Origin of the sequence: Rhodoferax sp. PAMC 29310 (assembly GCF_017948265.1) — a bacterium.
GTDB lineage: Bacteria > Pseudomonadota > Gammaproteobacteria > Burkholderiales > Burkholderiaceae_C > Rhodoferax.
The window spans coordinates 3,304,955-3,317,641 of sequence record NZ_CP072852.1; the positions used below are offsets into that span (position 1 = coordinate 3,304,955).

General features: G+C 57.9%; 15 protein-coding genes and 1 tRNA gene. 5 read left to right on the forward strand and 11 right to left on the reverse strand.

The window, feature by feature from the left end; genetic code table 11:
- Nucleotides 1-99 precede the first annotated feature (99 nt).
- Nucleotides 100-234, reverse strand: a complete 135-nt coding sequence (locus tag J8G15_RS21890) for a hypothetical protein (protein ID WP_255555726.1) — start codon at nt 232-234, stop codon at nt 100-102.
- Nucleotides 235-244: 10 nt separating this feature from the next.
- On the opposite strand from J8G15_RS21890, the gene J8G15_RS15405 reads away from it, so the two are divergent.
- Both J8G15_RS15405 and J8G15_RS15410 read left to right on the forward strand, forming a co-directional pair.
- Entirely contained in the window at nt 245-1,447 is a 1,203-nt protein-coding gene (locus J8G15_RS15405) for an ammonium transporter (protein ID WP_210543169.1), read from the forward strand.
- A gap of 321 nt (nt 1,448-1,768) precedes the next feature.
- A tRNA-Met gene (locus J8G15_RS15410) sits at nt 1,769-1,845 on the forward strand.
- Nucleotides 1,846-2,256: 411 nt separating this feature from the next.
- On the opposite strand, the gene J8G15_RS15415 is transcribed toward J8G15_RS15410, so the two are convergent.
- The 6 genes from J8G15_RS15415 to J8G15_RS15440 form a co-directional block, all read right to left on the reverse strand.
- The gene (locus tag J8G15_RS15415; RefSeq protein ID WP_210542891.1) at nt 2,257-2,670 is read right to left on the reverse strand and encodes a GFA family protein; all 414 of its coding nucleotides are present in this window, start codon (nt 2,668-2,670) and stop codon (nt 2,257-2,259) included.
- Between the two features lie 537 nt (nt 2,671-3,207).
- The gene (locus J8G15_RS15420) at nt 3,208-5,352 is read right to left on the reverse strand and encodes a bifunctional diguanylate cyclase/phosphodiesterase (protein ID WP_210543170.1); all 2,145 of its coding nucleotides are present in this window, start codon (nt 5,350-5,352) and stop codon (nt 3,208-3,210) included.
- Nucleotides 5,353-5,390: 38 nt separating this feature from the next.
- Nucleotides 5,391-5,876, reverse strand: a complete 486-nt coding sequence (locus J8G15_RS15425; RefSeq protein WP_210543172.1) for a DoxX family protein — start codon at nt 5,874-5,876, stop codon at nt 5,391-5,393.
- Between the two features lie 22 nt (nt 5,877-5,898).
- Complete coding sequence (locus tag J8G15_RS15430) at nt 5,899-6,675, reverse strand: DNA-binding domain-containing protein (RefSeq protein ID WP_210543174.1); 777 nt, start codon at nt 6,673-6,675, stop codon at nt 5,899-5,901.
- Nucleotides 6,672-7,619 carry a DUF692 domain-containing protein gene (locus tag J8G15_RS15435; protein ID WP_210543175.1) on the reverse strand — a complete coding sequence of 316 codons (948 nt, stop codon included), beginning with the start codon at nt 7,617-7,619 and terminating at the stop codon, nt 6,672-6,674. Before J8G15_RS15435 ends, J8G15_RS15430 begins: the two co-directional genes overlap by 4 nt.
- 20 nt (nt 7,620-7,639) lie before the next feature.
- Nucleotides 7,640-7,912 carry a DUF2282 domain-containing protein gene (locus J8G15_RS15440; protein ID WP_210543176.1) on the reverse strand — a complete coding sequence of 91 codons (273 nt, stop codon included), beginning with the start codon at nt 7,910-7,912 and terminating at the stop codon, nt 7,640-7,642.
- A 194-nt stretch (nt 7,913-8,106) separates the two neighbouring features.
- On the opposite strand from J8G15_RS15440, the gene J8G15_RS15445 reads away from it, so the two are divergent.
- The 3 genes from J8G15_RS15445 (at nt 8,107) to J8G15_RS21895 (ending at nt 9,598) form a co-directional block, all read left to right on the forward strand.
- On the forward strand, nt 8,107-8,691 hold the full coding sequence (locus J8G15_RS15445) for a sigma-70 family RNA polymerase sigma factor (RefSeq protein WP_210543177.1): 585 nt from the start codon (nt 8,107-8,109) through the stop codon (nt 8,689-8,691).
- The gene (locus J8G15_RS15450) at nt 8,688-8,921 is read left to right on the forward strand and encodes a zf-HC2 domain-containing protein (RefSeq protein ID WP_240538319.1); all 234 of its coding nucleotides are present in this window, start codon (nt 8,688-8,690) and stop codon (nt 8,919-8,921) included. Before J8G15_RS15445 ends, J8G15_RS15450 begins: the two co-directional genes overlap by 4 nt.
- Nucleotides 8,922-9,160: 239 nt before the next feature.
- A complete protein-coding gene (locus J8G15_RS21895; RefSeq protein WP_210543178.1) occupies nt 9,161-9,598 on the forward strand; it encodes an RNA-binding protein in 438 nt (145 codons plus the stop codon).
- A gap of 116 nt (nt 9,599-9,714) precedes the next feature.
- Here J8G15_RS21895 and J8G15_RS15460 read toward each other — a convergent pair whose 3' ends face one another.
- From J8G15_RS15460 to J8G15_RS15475, 4 genes are read right to left on the reverse strand one after another with little or no spacing between them, the layout of a single operon-like run.
- On the reverse strand, nt 9,715-10,488 hold the full coding sequence (locus J8G15_RS15460; protein ID WP_210543179.1) for an SDR family oxidoreductase: 774 nt from the start codon (nt 10,486-10,488) through the stop codon (nt 9,715-9,717).
- A gap of 17 nt (nt 10,489-10,505) precedes the next feature.
- Complete coding sequence (lptC, locus tag J8G15_RS15465; RefSeq protein ID WP_240538320.1) at nt 10,506-11,063, reverse strand: LPS export ABC transporter periplasmic protein LptC; 558 nt, start codon at nt 11,061-11,063, stop codon at nt 10,506-10,508.
- A gap of 56 nt (nt 11,064-11,119) precedes the next feature.
- Nucleotides 11,120-11,668: an HAD family hydrolase gene (locus J8G15_RS15470; protein ID WP_210543180.1), complete on the reverse strand. Its 549-nt coding sequence runs from the start codon at nt 11,666-11,668 to the stop codon at nt 11,120-11,122.
- Nucleotides 11,668-12,669, reverse strand: coding sequence for an SIS domain-containing protein (locus tag J8G15_RS15475; protein WP_210543181.1), 1,002 nt, complete (start codon nt 12,667-12,669; stop codon nt 11,668-11,670). The genes J8G15_RS15470 and J8G15_RS15475 overlap by 1 nt, the downstream gene beginning before the upstream one ends.
- Nucleotides 12,670-12,687 lie beyond the last annotated feature (18 nt).

The window sequence follows — 12,687 nt, forward strand, 5'->3', positions numbered from 1 at the left end:
CCCGCAAGCTGTGGCAAATCGGCGCTGGGTCAGTATATCAACCCCGGTTCAGCGGCGCTCATGAGCTCATTTGAGGAGATTCGGGACACCGTTAACCCCTCATCCTTGCGCCACTTCGCCACGGGCGCGCTGGCATTTGAACCAAAGCGGTGCTTCTGGCCCGATTTTTGCTTTTTCTTGGTGCGTTTTTCTCAAAATAGAGAAAAACGCACCATTTAATTTCATTTCATCCAAAGAGGTTCTCATGGAAGCACTAAAACAGGGCATGGATGCCTTGTTCATCCTTCTCGGCGCGGTCATGGTGCTTGCCATGCACGCCGGTTTTGCATTTCTGGAGCTGGGCACGGTTCGTAAAAAGAACCAGGTCAACGCACTGGTCAAGATTTTGGTGGACTTCTCGGTGTCCACGGTGGTTTATTTCGCCGTGGGGTATGGGGTGGCCTACGGCACCCACTTCTTTGTCGGAGCCGAGGAGTTGGCCGCCAAGAACGGTTACGAGTTGGTCAAGTTCTTCTTTCTATTGACCTTTGCCGCCGCCATTCCGGCCATCATTTCGGGTGGGATTGCCGAAAGGGCCAAGTTCTGGCCACAGCTGATTGCCACCGCCGTGATCGTCGGTTTCATCTACCCCTTCTTCGAAGGCATTGTGTGGAACCAGCATTTCGGCGTGCAAGCCTGGATCAACCAGGTGGCGGGTGCCGAGTTTCACGACTTTGCCGGCAGCATCGTGGTGCACGCCGTGGGCGGCTGGATTGCACTGCCCGCCGTGATCTTGCTGGGAGCGCGTGCCAACCGCTACCGTAAAGACGGTGGCATTTCGGCGCACCCACCTTCCAGCATTCCGTTTCTCGCGCTGGGCGCGTGGATTCTGACCGTGGGCTGGTTTGGCTTCAATGTGATGAGCGCACAAACCCTGGACAAAATCTCGGGCCTGGTGGCCGTGAACTCCCTGATGGCCATGGTGGGTGGCACGCTGGTGGCGCTGTTGGTGGGTAAAAACGATCCCGGCTTTGTGCACAACGGCCCACTGGCCGGCTTGGTGGCCGTGTGCGCCGGCTCTGACCTGATGCACCCGCTGGGCGCGCTGGTGGTGGGTGGTGTGGCAGGCGGCATTTTTGTCTACATGTTCACCTTGACCCAAAACAAATGGAAGATTGACGATGTGTTGGGCGTTTGGCCTCTGCACGGCCTGTGCGGCACCTGGGGCGGCATTGCTGCCGGTATTTTTGGCAGCAAGGCGCTGGGCGGCTTGGGTGGCGTGACCTTGGGTGCCCAACTGATTGGCACGACCATGGGGGTGGCGTGGGCTGTGTTTGGTGGCCTGTTGGTTTACGGCGTACTGAAACTCACCATGGGTCTGCGCCTGAGTCAGGAAGAAGAATACGACGGGGCGGATTTGTCAATCCACCGCATTAGCGCCACGCCTGAGCGCGAGGCCAACTGGTAAGCAGGCGTCTGTTCCGAACAATTAAGGTGGTAAACCCGCTTCAAAGGGGGCGCGACAGTTGACTCCTATGCGGGCGGAGGCGGTCATAGAGTCTACGACTGCCAATGCCTCTTCCCGACCAGAAGCAGACAGTGAGAACACCCAACGAACTGCGTCAGTTTGCATTCGGGCAACGTCGAACTTGACGATGATTGACGCCTGCGAACGCGGCCGAAGTCCATGCATTTTGATTGCGCAGTATGGCGGCCGTTGTTCATAGCCACATTGGCACAACGGCAAGACCTGATGCTGTCGCAGAAAGTGCTATAGTCCAGCTCTTGACGCGCGATGGAGCAGCCTGGTAGCTCGTTGGGCTCATAACCCAAAGGTCGTAGGTTCAAATCCTACTCGCGCAACCAAAAATTGGCTGAAGCGCTCTCGTCGTTGACTGGAGCGCTTTTTTGTTTTTTGAGTTTTTATAGACGGCCTGTAACATGGATTCCTCTGGGCGGGCGCAACGGTCAACTCCAGCACATGCTGCGGCAAATGCTGCCTTGAGAGCTCGCAATCCACTCGGTCCAGGGCCTGCGTCTCGCCCCACGGCTTGTGGTTTTGTCCCGAGACTGGGAGCTGTCAGTAGATGCTGCTCCGCAAAGGTCATGTCCGACCAGGAGCGGACGTTCAGCTGCGGCACTCGAAAAAAAATAGGAAGTGGCCCATTGCGGTCAGACGCGTCTCTTTAAAACAGTCGTTAACGTTGTAGGTAACGGGCGGCCCGCTTGCGGGACGTCCAGCGGAGGCTGAAAGCCGGAGCGGCTTTGATCGCAATGTTATGCGCCTGGCGTTGCAACCCGAAGGCCATAGAACTGTGGGAGAGTGTCGTTGATTTGCCACCAAATACATTTGGAACCAACGAATGCATGAAACTCGGGTTTGACGAGTAATGGCTCATTGATGAGACCAGCGCGAACCCGGACGATATTTGGCAATGAATCTTTGCGGCTGAAGATTGGTGAGCCGCAGCGGCTGCAAAAGCAACGTTGTTTCCCCGGCGACGACTCGTAAGAAGTGAGCAGGTTTTCGCCGGACAAGAAATGAAGCGCAGACAACTCGACAGGAATGTTTGTGGCAAAAGGCCCGCCTTGAGCTTTGCGACAAAGAGAGCAATGACAGACCTGAATTGGCGCAAGCGAAGAGCGGATTTCAAAGCGAATGCCGCCACACAAACAACTACCGCTAAACATGGGAAGGGTTTTCCTGAAATGGGGCATAACGAAATGTAGATGGCAAAGACGGTCGATACATCTTGGCACTGCCGGATAAGCTGGACCTCGATTCCTCCTGAGAGTGGCTTGCAGCTTAGGTTTTTTCGAATTTTTTACCTTTTTATACAGGTATAAAAATCCAACAAACCCCGCACTCGGATTCTGCTCGAATCTAGGCGGCACGCGGGTTATTTCTCGAACTGAACCACCTCCCCGACTGACCGGTATCGCCTGCGCACGTGACTTACGAAAGCTACTTCTGAAAGGCAGCTTCGGGCACTGACCCGCCGTTCGGTCGGTGTCTATGAGGACTCGCTTTGGGCCTGAGCCAGCTGCACCTTGCCGGGCTTGACCGCAGATTGATCGGGTATCAATTGAATGAGTGTTGGCGACTTCAATTGCTCGAAACAGGCGTCACGCTGAACCTGAAGCCATGGTTGCTATGTTTTATATAGTTACTTGCGATTATTCTGCGGGGTCTAGAGGCCTTTTCTATACAAAAATACCGCAGGAGCTTCAATGGAGGGGGTGGGCAGGCAATTGTTCAAACCAAGCCTGTAGCGCCGCACCATGCAAGGGGCGGCTGCCCAAGTAGCCTTGCATCACGTCACAGCCCAGCGCGGTGATGGTGGCGCGCTCGGCCTCGGTCTCCACCCCTTCTGCCGTCACCATCAAGCCCATGCTGTGGCCCATTTCCACCATGGTTTTGAACAGGCGCTGGGTGCCGGGCAGCTGGTCAATTCGGTCGACAAAGCTGCGGTCAATTTTGAGTTCACTCACCGGCAGGGTTTGCAGATAAGCCAGTGAGGAGTAGCCGGTGCCAAAGTCGTCAATTGACAACTGCACGCCCAAATCGCGCAGCCCTTGCAGTACGGCAATGCTGCTTTTGGGGTCTTCCATCAGTCCGCTTTCGACGATCTCCAGCCGAAGTCGCTCGGGGTTCACGCCGTGTTCGCTCATCAAGGCGTGAATGTCGGCGCAAAACTGCGGGTTTCGCAAGTCGCGCGTGCTGATATTCACCGCGATGCTGAGGGAGGGTTGCGTTGGCGCCCACTGTGCCAGTGTTTGCATCGCTTGCTGAAGCATCCAGCGGGTGACCAGACCGATGTAGCCGGTTTGCTCGGCAAAGGGCACAAACTCGACCGGTGACACAAAGCCGCGCCGCGGGTGCTGCCAGCGCACCAAGGCCTCGGCACCGATGGCCAGGCCGGTTTGGAGAGAGAACTTGGGCTGCAGCCACATCTGAAGCTGGGCGTCGGCCACGGCGGCCCGCAGGTCAGACAGCAAACCCAAATGGCTCAAGCGCGCGGCCTCCTGGGCTTCGCTGTACCAGGCCAGGCCCATCGTCGCCCGTTTGGCCGCATGCAGCGCGATTTCGGCATTGCGCATCAGCATGGGTGCATCCAGGGGCGCCTCGGCGGGCGAGTCGGCCAGGCCCACGGCCCAACTCAGATCCACACTGTGGCCGCTGCACACGATGGGCTCTGCCATGGCCCGTTGCACCTGCAGGTGCAGGCGCTCGGCGCTGGGCCGGTCCGGGGCAAAAAAGGAGACCGCAAAGCGCCCACCGGACAGATGCGCCACCACGGGGCCACGGCCTTTGGGCGCGGCTGACAGGGTGCCGTCTGACTCTCCGGCCTCGACAACGGCGCTCACGCGTTTGGCGGCTTCCTTGATCAGGGTGTCGCCCGTGGCAAAGCCCAGGGTTTCGTTGATGGTTTTCAGTCGCGCCAAGTCCAGCATCATGAGCACGTTGTTGCCAATGGCGCGCCGCGCAGCGGGTTCGAGCAGAAAGGTGCGGTTGGGTAAATTGGTCAAGGGGTCGCGAAAGGCCAAACGTTCGATTTCGCGTTCCCGCGTGGCAATGGCGCCAGCCATGGTGCTCAGTGCCTCACCGACCCGGTTGACCTCCACGGCGCTGGTGACAAGACTAGGAGTGGAATAGTCGCCGGCGGCAATTTGAAGTGCGGCGGCTTCGAGCTGCGCCAATGGGTCGACCACACTGCGGGTGGTGCGCCATGCCAGCCATGCCGCCAGCGCCACGGCCAGCGCGGACAGGCCGGTGACCCACAGGGCCAATTTCTCCAACTGGCGTTGCGCTTCTTCGGCCTGTTCTTCAATGCGTTCACGTTCGCGGTTGACCAGCGCGTTGGAGGCGGCCAGCATCTCGCCCAAGGCGGGGCGCACCTGGTCGGTGAAGGCGTGCATCGCCCCGGGGCTGTTGTCCGCTTCGATCTCGTCAACCGTCGCCAGAAACGCGGTGAAGTACGCCGCGCGCGCTGCAACCAGCCGTTGAAGCGTCCGCTCCTGCATGGGGTCCTTGAGTTGGTCTGACAGGGAGGCCACGATGCCGTCCATGCGGCGATTGCGCTCATCGACGTCGGCGTATTCCTCGACCCGGTTCTGGCGCGGCGCGTTCATCAAGCGCAGCAGCGCGTTAGAGGCACCCTCGGTGTAAAGCGATAAGGCTTGCACTCGCAGCAGGCGCTGCATGTCCTCGGTGGCAAAGCGTTGGGTTTGCACGGTCATGGTGCGAATCTGCACGCCTGCCAGCGCCAGCGCCAGCAGCATCAAGACCAGCAGCAGGCCAAAGCCCAAGGTCAGTCGCCAGCCGAGGCGACGCGGTTTCTGGGCGGGGGGCGAGTGGGGTGAGGTCGTCATGGCCGATCATTGTGCACGCCGAATAGGGCGCAGCGGTTTCAGCGCCAGCGGCTGGCGATGACGTAGTCCGCCGTCCATTTCCCGCATCCGTAGATGGCCAGTGCGGCCAGCAGCACGCCCCAGGTGATGTGCTGCTGCAGCGCCGCCGGGGCGATTTCAGAGAGTGAGGCGACTGCCGCTACGTTCACGACTGACAAGCCTAAGGCGGCAAATCGCCCGCCCAAGCCCAGCACCAAGAGCACTGGCAAGGCCAACTCACCAGTCGTGCCCATCACTGCAGCAACCTCAGGTGAGAGAAAAGGCACGTTGTACTCTTCCTGAAACAGGAAAAGCGTCACGCTCCAGTCGCGCAACTTGGTCAGGCCAGACAGGAAAAACACCTGCGCCACGTAAATGCGCGCCAACAAGGCGGCCAGGGATTGAAACCGGTCCAGCACACTGGCACCGAAGTCAAACAGGGCGACCAGGCGAGCTGGCAAGGATTCGGCGCGCAATCGGGGCGACGTGGAGGAGAGAGTGTTCATGTGTATTCCTTGAAATAGCCGCTTACCGCGACGCCAGGGCTGCGCCCAGCAAGAGCTGGCTCTGGGCTGCCATCGGCAGCCAGGTGTTGAAATCGAGGTCGGGGGCGTGGTCCAGCGCGTCGCCCAAGGACTGACCCTGCAGCAGAGCGGTGACCAAGCCCGTTTCGCCAGCCAGCGTCTCGCGCACACGGGGGCGGTAACCCTCCCGCCAGACCAGTGTGGATTCCCCGGTGCTGGCGCGAAATCGCTCGCGAACATTTTCAAAACTGGGTGTTTGCGACAGATGCGCGCCCAAAATGCTGGCCACCGGCCACGCACTGGAAAAAACGATGCAGCCGGGGGCCAATTGAAGTTGTAGTTCGAGTGGATCGTGCTGCATCAGCAAGCCAAAACTGGCCGGGTCTGCCAACTGGTCTGGCGCACCTGCGCAGACGTGCAAAGCCCATTCCACGGCGGCGACGTCGGCCAGATAAGGTTCACTTGCTAACTGTTCGCTGGCCCGAATGAATTCGGGCAGCTCAGCGCCCCACCGCGCCAGATCGCCTTTTTCGGGGGGATGGGCATGCCAGAACGCACGAGCCAGGCCGGGCAAGTTCTCGTCACCAATCAGTTGCACCAGCACCGGGAAGGCGGCTTTCAAGGACCGTTCGGCCAGCATATGGCCGTTGGTTTGATAGGCTTTCAGCCCTCTAGCCCTCGTACTACCTGCGCAAGCAGCTATAAAATTAGTAGCATTTTTGGAGGATGGTTCAAAAAGAGTCTCCAGCAAGGCCTGTTGCTGGGCGGCGAGCGAAATCATGCGGTCACCTCCAGCGTTGCCCTCAAGACCGCTTGGGCTTGGGCGGCCTCGGCCAGGAGTACGTCCAGGGCCGGAATGTCGGTGTCCCATTCAATCAAGGTGGGCACGGCGCCATAACGGGCGATGGCATGCGCGTAAATCTGCCATACCTCGTTGCACACCCGGCTGCCGTGGTCGTCAATGACGATCTCACCCAAGGCTTCTTCACCGGGCATGGGTTGAACTCGGCAATGGCCCGCCAGGTGAATCTCCCCAACATCGCCGGGGGCGATGGCGTCCAACCAGCGCAGGCAGTGCTGCACCGGGTCACCGGACGCGCCGTTGATTTGGGCATTCAGGGCATTGACATAAATATTGTTCACATCGATCAGTAAGCCACACCCCGTACGACGCGCCAGCGCGGTCAGGAAATCGGGTTCTAGCAGGGCTGGTTCGTTTGGGTCAGGCGACCAGTTCAGGTAGCTCGACAGGTTCTCCACCAGAAAGCGGCGCTGCAGACGGTCTTGCACCTGCTGCACGTTGGCACTCAACACATTCAAGGCTTCGGTACTGAAGGGAATCGGCAGCAAATCAGACGCATGCACCGTGCCGCCTTTGAAGCTGCCACGGGCAAAGCTGGCGTGGTCGCTCACACGCACCGGATCAACGTGCTTCACCAACCGGGCCAATTGGTCCAGGTGCCATGGGTCGAGCCCGGCGGCCGAACCCAAGGACAGTCCCACACCGTGCAAGCTGATGGGGTAATGGGCTCGCCCCTGCTCCAGCACAGACAAGGCTGCACCGCCGGGGGCAAAAAAATTCTCGGAATGGACTTCAAGAAAGCCCAGAGGCGGCTGCTGTTGCAGCAACTCGCCGTAATGAGGTTGTCGCCAGCCCACCCCAACCATTGGCTGCTGAAGACTTGAGGCGTCAGACGCAAGTGGATTGATGGGAGCAGGCGGCATTGAGGTCACCAAGGGAAGGATTAGCCCTTTTTCATCATCTTGGCTTCGTCCATGGACAGGCCGCCCATGTCTTTGCAAGTTCCTTTGGCAACATACTTCCACTCGCCTTTGTCCATGTCGACTTTGGACTGGCCGGCACAAGAGTGAACGCCGGAAATGCTGGCGCAATCATTTTGGCCCGCTTTGGCGATCCCAAAACATTTGTCTTTGGACTGGGCGGCAGCCGGCATGGAAACCATGGCAAGAGACATCAGGGAAGCGGCTGCGGCGGCGATCATGGCACGTTGGTTCATTTGAAATACTCCTTAAAACTCAAAATTGAGAAAGCCGGCCTGAATCAAGTTGTTGGCACTGCAGATTGACAGGCTGGTGATGGTTTAGTCAAAGCGTAATCGGCTTTCTTACATGCCGTTTGAAATATTGGACAAATCGACGCTTGCGTCAGCCACATTTTTTGATCTGCCCTCCCTTTACACTGCGCCACACCATGAGCATCAGTGCCCCCTCGTCTTTTGAACATCAGTTGCTTGAGCATCGTCTCTATTTGATGCGCTTTGCCCGGCTGCAGTTAAGGAATGACGCGTGGGCGGAGGATGCGGTGTCTGAAACGGTGTTGGCCGCTCTGGCCAAACCGCAAAGTTTCGGCAATCGGTCGCAGCTCAAAACTTGGTTGATTGGCATTCTGAAGCACAAGGTGATCGACGCCCTGCGCCATCACAGTCGGGAAATCAGCGGATTGGACCCCGGTGCTGATGAAGACGCTGATCCGCTGGACTATCTCGGCGTCAAGGCCAATGGTCACTTCACCCAACGTCCGGCTGACTGGGGCAACCCGGAGCAAGACCTCTCCAGTCGCCAGTTCTTTGAAGTGCTGGACGCCTGCACCACTAAATTACCCGCCGCTCAAGGGCGTCTGTTCTTGATGCGGGAGTGGCTGGAACTTTCCAGTGATGAAATCTGTAAGGAACTGGGCATGACGCCGACCAATTTTTACGTCCAGCTCCACCGCGCACGTTTGCGCCTACGAGAATGCTTGGAGCTCAACTGGTTTGCCAAGCCCAAAGCACCATGATGCCTTTTCTCAAAAACTGCAAAGAAATTACTGCCTTGGTGACTGCCAGAGAGGATCGCGCGCTCGGTTGGCGCGATCGCCTCGCGGTAAGAATGCACATGGCAATGTGTGCCGCGTGCCCAAATTTCGAGCGCCAGATGCTCACCATGCGCAATGCCATGGCCCAGTGGCGCAACTATGAAGGTGAGGACGCTTTATCGGGTGACTTCAAAGGTCCGGAGGCGCCGTGACACTTTGCCCGAAGGAGGCTTTGCGGACTGTTTGTGTGCTGCTTGCAAATATTTCAAAAAAATAATGTGTTTTGTGGAAGTTGACGCATAATGCAGTTGTATTGCCGAAAATCGGCAGTGCGGGTTTGCGGTGTTTAGTCAGTTTCGCGTCTGCTTTAAGTCTTCATTGGTTTGTGGATTACGGGTTAATAGCGGTTTTGGACTCCATCGCGTTTTGAGTTATTTTGAGGAGTCCTTTCATGGGCAACAAACTTTACGTAGGCAATCTGCCATATTCTTTCCGTGACGAAGACTTGCAGCAAGCATTTGCCGCACACGGTACCGTTACCAGCGCCAAAGTCATGATGGAACGTGACACCGGCCGCTCTAAAGGTTTCGGCTTTGTTGAAATGGCCAGCGATGCAGAAGCACAAGCAGCTATCAACGGCATGAACGGTCAGCAATACGGTGGACGTGGTCTCGTCGTGAACGAAGCTCGCCCAATGGAGGCACGTCCTCCACGTACCGGTGGCGGCGGCTTCGGCGGCGGCGGCGGTTACGGCGGCGGTGCTGGCGGTGGCGGTGGTCGTAGCGGTGGTGGTGGTGGCGGCGGTTACGGCGGCGGTGCTGGCGGTGGCGGTGGTCGTAGCGGTGGTGGCGGCGGCGGCGGTTACGGCGGTGGTCGTAGCAGCTACTAAGCACTCAGCTGGCAATAGCCAATTGAAAAAAGGGCCCTTGGGCCCTTTTTGCATGGGTGGATCGATTTCCCCTGGTGGAAATGACGGAGGTGAGCCCCGTCCGGCGCCCTTTTCAATTATTCCGTGCTGCGCGCTTTACGAGCCCGCCCGGACAAGGCTTTATCAAACAGGCTGTTTGGCAAGATGCGCAGAAGCTTGGCCACAACGCCCATTTGCCACGGAATGACTTGGTAGCTCGAACCGTCTTCAATGGTTTTGAAGGCTTTGTCCGAAAAAGCTTCGGGGCTCATCAAAAATGGCATGCCGTAGGTGTTTTTTTGAGTGAGCGGTGTGTCGATATAACCCGGACAAATCGTGACCACTTTGACACCAGTGGGTCTTAATTCACCTCGCAAGCTTTCGCAATAGCTGATGACCCCAGCTTTGCTCGCGCAATAAGCCCCATGTCCGGGGAGTCCCCGAATACCAGCCACACTGCCGATTCCAACCAAGCGGCCATCGCCGCGGGCGGCCATTGCGGCCACAAAGGGATAAAAGGTAGCAGCCACCCCTGTCAGGTTGATGGCCAAGGTGCGAGTCATCACATCGAGGTCACCTCGAACTGCGCTGTCCATGCCGATGCTTATGCCGGCGTTGGCTATGACCACATCCGGAACACCTTGATCAACCAAACACGCCTGGCCAGCCGCAACGATACTGTCTGAGACGGCAACATCCGCGCTATAAATTCGACAGCGATCGGCGCTGATGCCTTGCGCGTCCACCCAGGCTTGGAGTTCAGCGACTCGCCGCGCCACCAGAGCCAATGTGAAACCCGCTTGGTAATAGCGCCAGGCCAACGCTTGGCCCAAGCCACTGGAGGCGCCAGTTATGAATACGAGTTTGGACATTGGAAACTCCGGGTGATTCAGGGGGATTTGGTAGGCACCAGAACACCTTTGACGCGCCCATTGAGCAGCAAAACACCGGTGCGATTGTCAAAGTCCAAGGTATCGGCGTTGAAGCGGTCTAGGCCACGGATTAGTACGACGGGAAGGTGCGACTTAATCTGCTCAGTGTCCATGAAGGCATGAAGAAACTCCCCTCGAAACTCCATGCCAGGCAAATTGTTTCCCTTCGCATCCTGTCCGGGCAATCGGATGACAAGTGCATCGCCAAACAATTGAACTTCGGAGTTGTCGCTGTTGGTCAACGCGCGGCGTGCACTGACCGTGGTCAGTCGGTTCTCCTCATCAAAGGAGCGAATGCGAACGCCGTCAATTTCAAGCGTGTCGCTGTCCGGAAAATGCCGGGCATTGCTGCCAGTCACCTCACTCTTGAGTCGGCCTGTTTCGCCATATGTCTTCACGGAAAAGTTGCGCATGAAATAGTCTGGATCATGACGCGCCGCCACGACAGGCTCAGGCGGTATCAACAGTGGGGTGCTGCGTACCAGCCAATAGGTGCCCAGCGCAAAAACACCCATGAGAACCACCGGAAGGTAGATTGAAAGCCGATCCCATGTCGAGTGAAAATGATGATTCACAACGTGTATTGCGCCAGCAAGCCAGCGTATTGACCGCTCGCAACCAGGAGGAGATCACAGAACTCTCTGGCAGCGCCCTCGCCACCTCGTGCGCTGGTCACATAGTGCGCGACCGCTTTCACCTCTATATGGGCATTGCATGGGGCGCACGCAATGGTGCTGCGTTGAAGCATGGGTAGGTCCGGCCAGTCATCGCCCATCGCTGCCGCTTGGTGCCACTCCAGACCCAGCGCTTGCAGGGTCTGCTCAGCCGCGGGGCGCTTGTCTTCCGTGCCAAAGTGGACATGGGTGATTCCCAGTGCCGCCAGTCGAACCCTCAAAGGCTTGGAGTCGCGGCCGCTGATCACGGCTGGAGTGATCCCGGCCCGCTGCAGCAACTTGAGGCCATGTCCGTCCAATGTATTGAAGCGCTTCAGGGTTTCGCCAAATTCGTTGAAATGAAGGCCGCCATCGGTGAGAACACCATCCACGTCAAAAAATGCGACGCGAACCCCTTGAGCCCGTAGCAACAGCCCTGGATCGAATTGAAGTGCCGGTGCTGCCATTAGATGACCTTTGCCCGCATTAAATCGTTGCTATTCAGGGCCCCACATAGTCGGCCACTGGCATCGATGACCAAGACGCTGGTAATACGACGGAGCTCCATCAACTCTGCAGCGTCCACCGCCAAAGCATCACTCAATATGGTGCTAGGGTTGGGGTGCATGACTTGGTGTGCCAGCAAACTTCGCAGGTCGGTGCCCTTTTCGACCAAGCGGCGTAGGTCGCCGTCCGTGAACACGCCCCTGACTTTCAAATCGCCTTCCACAATCGCCGTTGCGCCCAAGCCTTTGGCTCCCATCTCGCGCATGACGTCGCTTAGACTTGCGTTCAACCCAACGTGCGGAATTTGGTCACCCCCGCGCATCACATCACTGACCAGTGTCAGCAACTTGCGCCCCAATGCTCCGCCAGGGTGGGATCGCGCAAAGTCTTCCGCCTTAAAGCCACGGGCATCTAGCAAGGCCACGGCCAAAGCATCTCCCATGGCCAGTTGTGCGGTGGTGCTTGCAGTGGGGGCGAGATTCAAGGGACAGGCTTCTTTTTCGACACTGCAATCTAGAAACACGTCGGCGTGGCGACCCAGGGTTGAGCTTGCTTGCGCCGACATGGCGACCAAGGGAGCCCCCATGCGCTTAAGAACCGGCAGGATTGCTGTCAATTCCTCAGATTCGCCACTGTTGGATATGGCCAATACAAGATCAATGGCCTTGATCATCCCCAAATCGCCGTGGCTGGCCTCAGCTGGGTGGACAAACATGGCGGGCGTTCCCGTTGACGAAAGAGTTGCCGCTATTTTTCTTCCGACATGGCCACTTTTCCCCATGCCCATCACGACCACGCGGCCACGCACGCCAAGCATCATTTCCACAACTTGGGGGAATGATACGCCCAAGTTGCGCTTCAAGCCCAGAATGGCTGTGGCCTCGATGTCAAGAGTTTCCTCTGCAAGCCGCAGAGCTTGCTCGGCATTGAACGGCCGCGCGGGCGTGAGTTTTGGGTTCATCCCATGATTTTATCGATG

Coding starts and splice junctions, on each gene's coding strand:
- J8G15_RS15405 (WP_210543169.1), top strand. CDS start 245: ATGGAAGCACTAAAACAGGGCATGGATGCCTTGTTCATCCTTCTCGGC.
- J8G15_RS15415 (WP_210542891.1), bottom strand. CDS start 2,670: ATGTTTAGCGGTAGTTGTTTGTGTGGCGGCATTCGCTTTGAAATCCGC.
- J8G15_RS15420 (WP_210543170.1), bottom strand. CDS start 5,352: ATGACGACCTCACCCCACTCGCCCCCCGCCCAGAAACCGCGTCGCCTC.
- J8G15_RS15425 (WP_210543172.1), bottom strand. CDS start 5,876: ATGAACACTCTCTCCTCCACGTCGCCCCGATTGCGCGCCGAATCCTTG.
- J8G15_RS15430 (WP_210543174.1), bottom strand. CDS start 6,675: ATGATTTCGCTCGCCGCCCAGCAACAGGCCTTGCTGGAGACTCTTTTT.
- J8G15_RS15435 (WP_210543175.1), bottom strand. CDS start 7,619: ATGCCGCCTGCTCCCATCAATCCACTTGCGTCTGACGCCTCAAGTCTT.
- J8G15_RS15440 (WP_210543176.1), bottom strand. CDS start 7,912: ATGAACCAACGTGCCATGATCGCCGCCGCAGCCGCTTCCCTGATGTCT.
- J8G15_RS15445 (WP_210543177.1), top strand. CDS start 8,107: ATGAGCATCAGTGCCCCCTCGTCTTTTGAACATCAGTTGCTTGAGCAT.
- J8G15_RS15450 (WP_240538319.1), top strand. CDS start 8,688: ATGATGCCTTTTCTCAAAAACTGCAAAGAAATTACTGCCTTGGTGACT.
- J8G15_RS21895 (WP_210543178.1), top strand. CDS start 9,161: ATGGGCAACAAACTTTACGTAGGCAATCTGCCATATTCTTTCCGTGAC.
- J8G15_RS15460 (WP_210543179.1), bottom strand. CDS start 10,488: ATGTCCAAACTCGTATTCATAACTGGCGCCTCCAGTGGCTTGGGCCAA.
- lptC (WP_240538320.1), bottom strand. CDS start 11,063: ATGGGTGTTTTTGCGCTGGGCACCTATTGGCTGGTACGCAGCACCCCA.
- J8G15_RS15470 (WP_210543180.1), bottom strand. CDS start 11,668: ATGGCAGCACCGGCACTTCAATTCGATCCAGGGCTGTTGCTACGGGCT.
- J8G15_RS15475 (WP_210543181.1), bottom strand. CDS start 12,669: ATGAACCCAAAACTCACGCCCGCGCGGCCGTTCAATGCCGAGCAAGCT.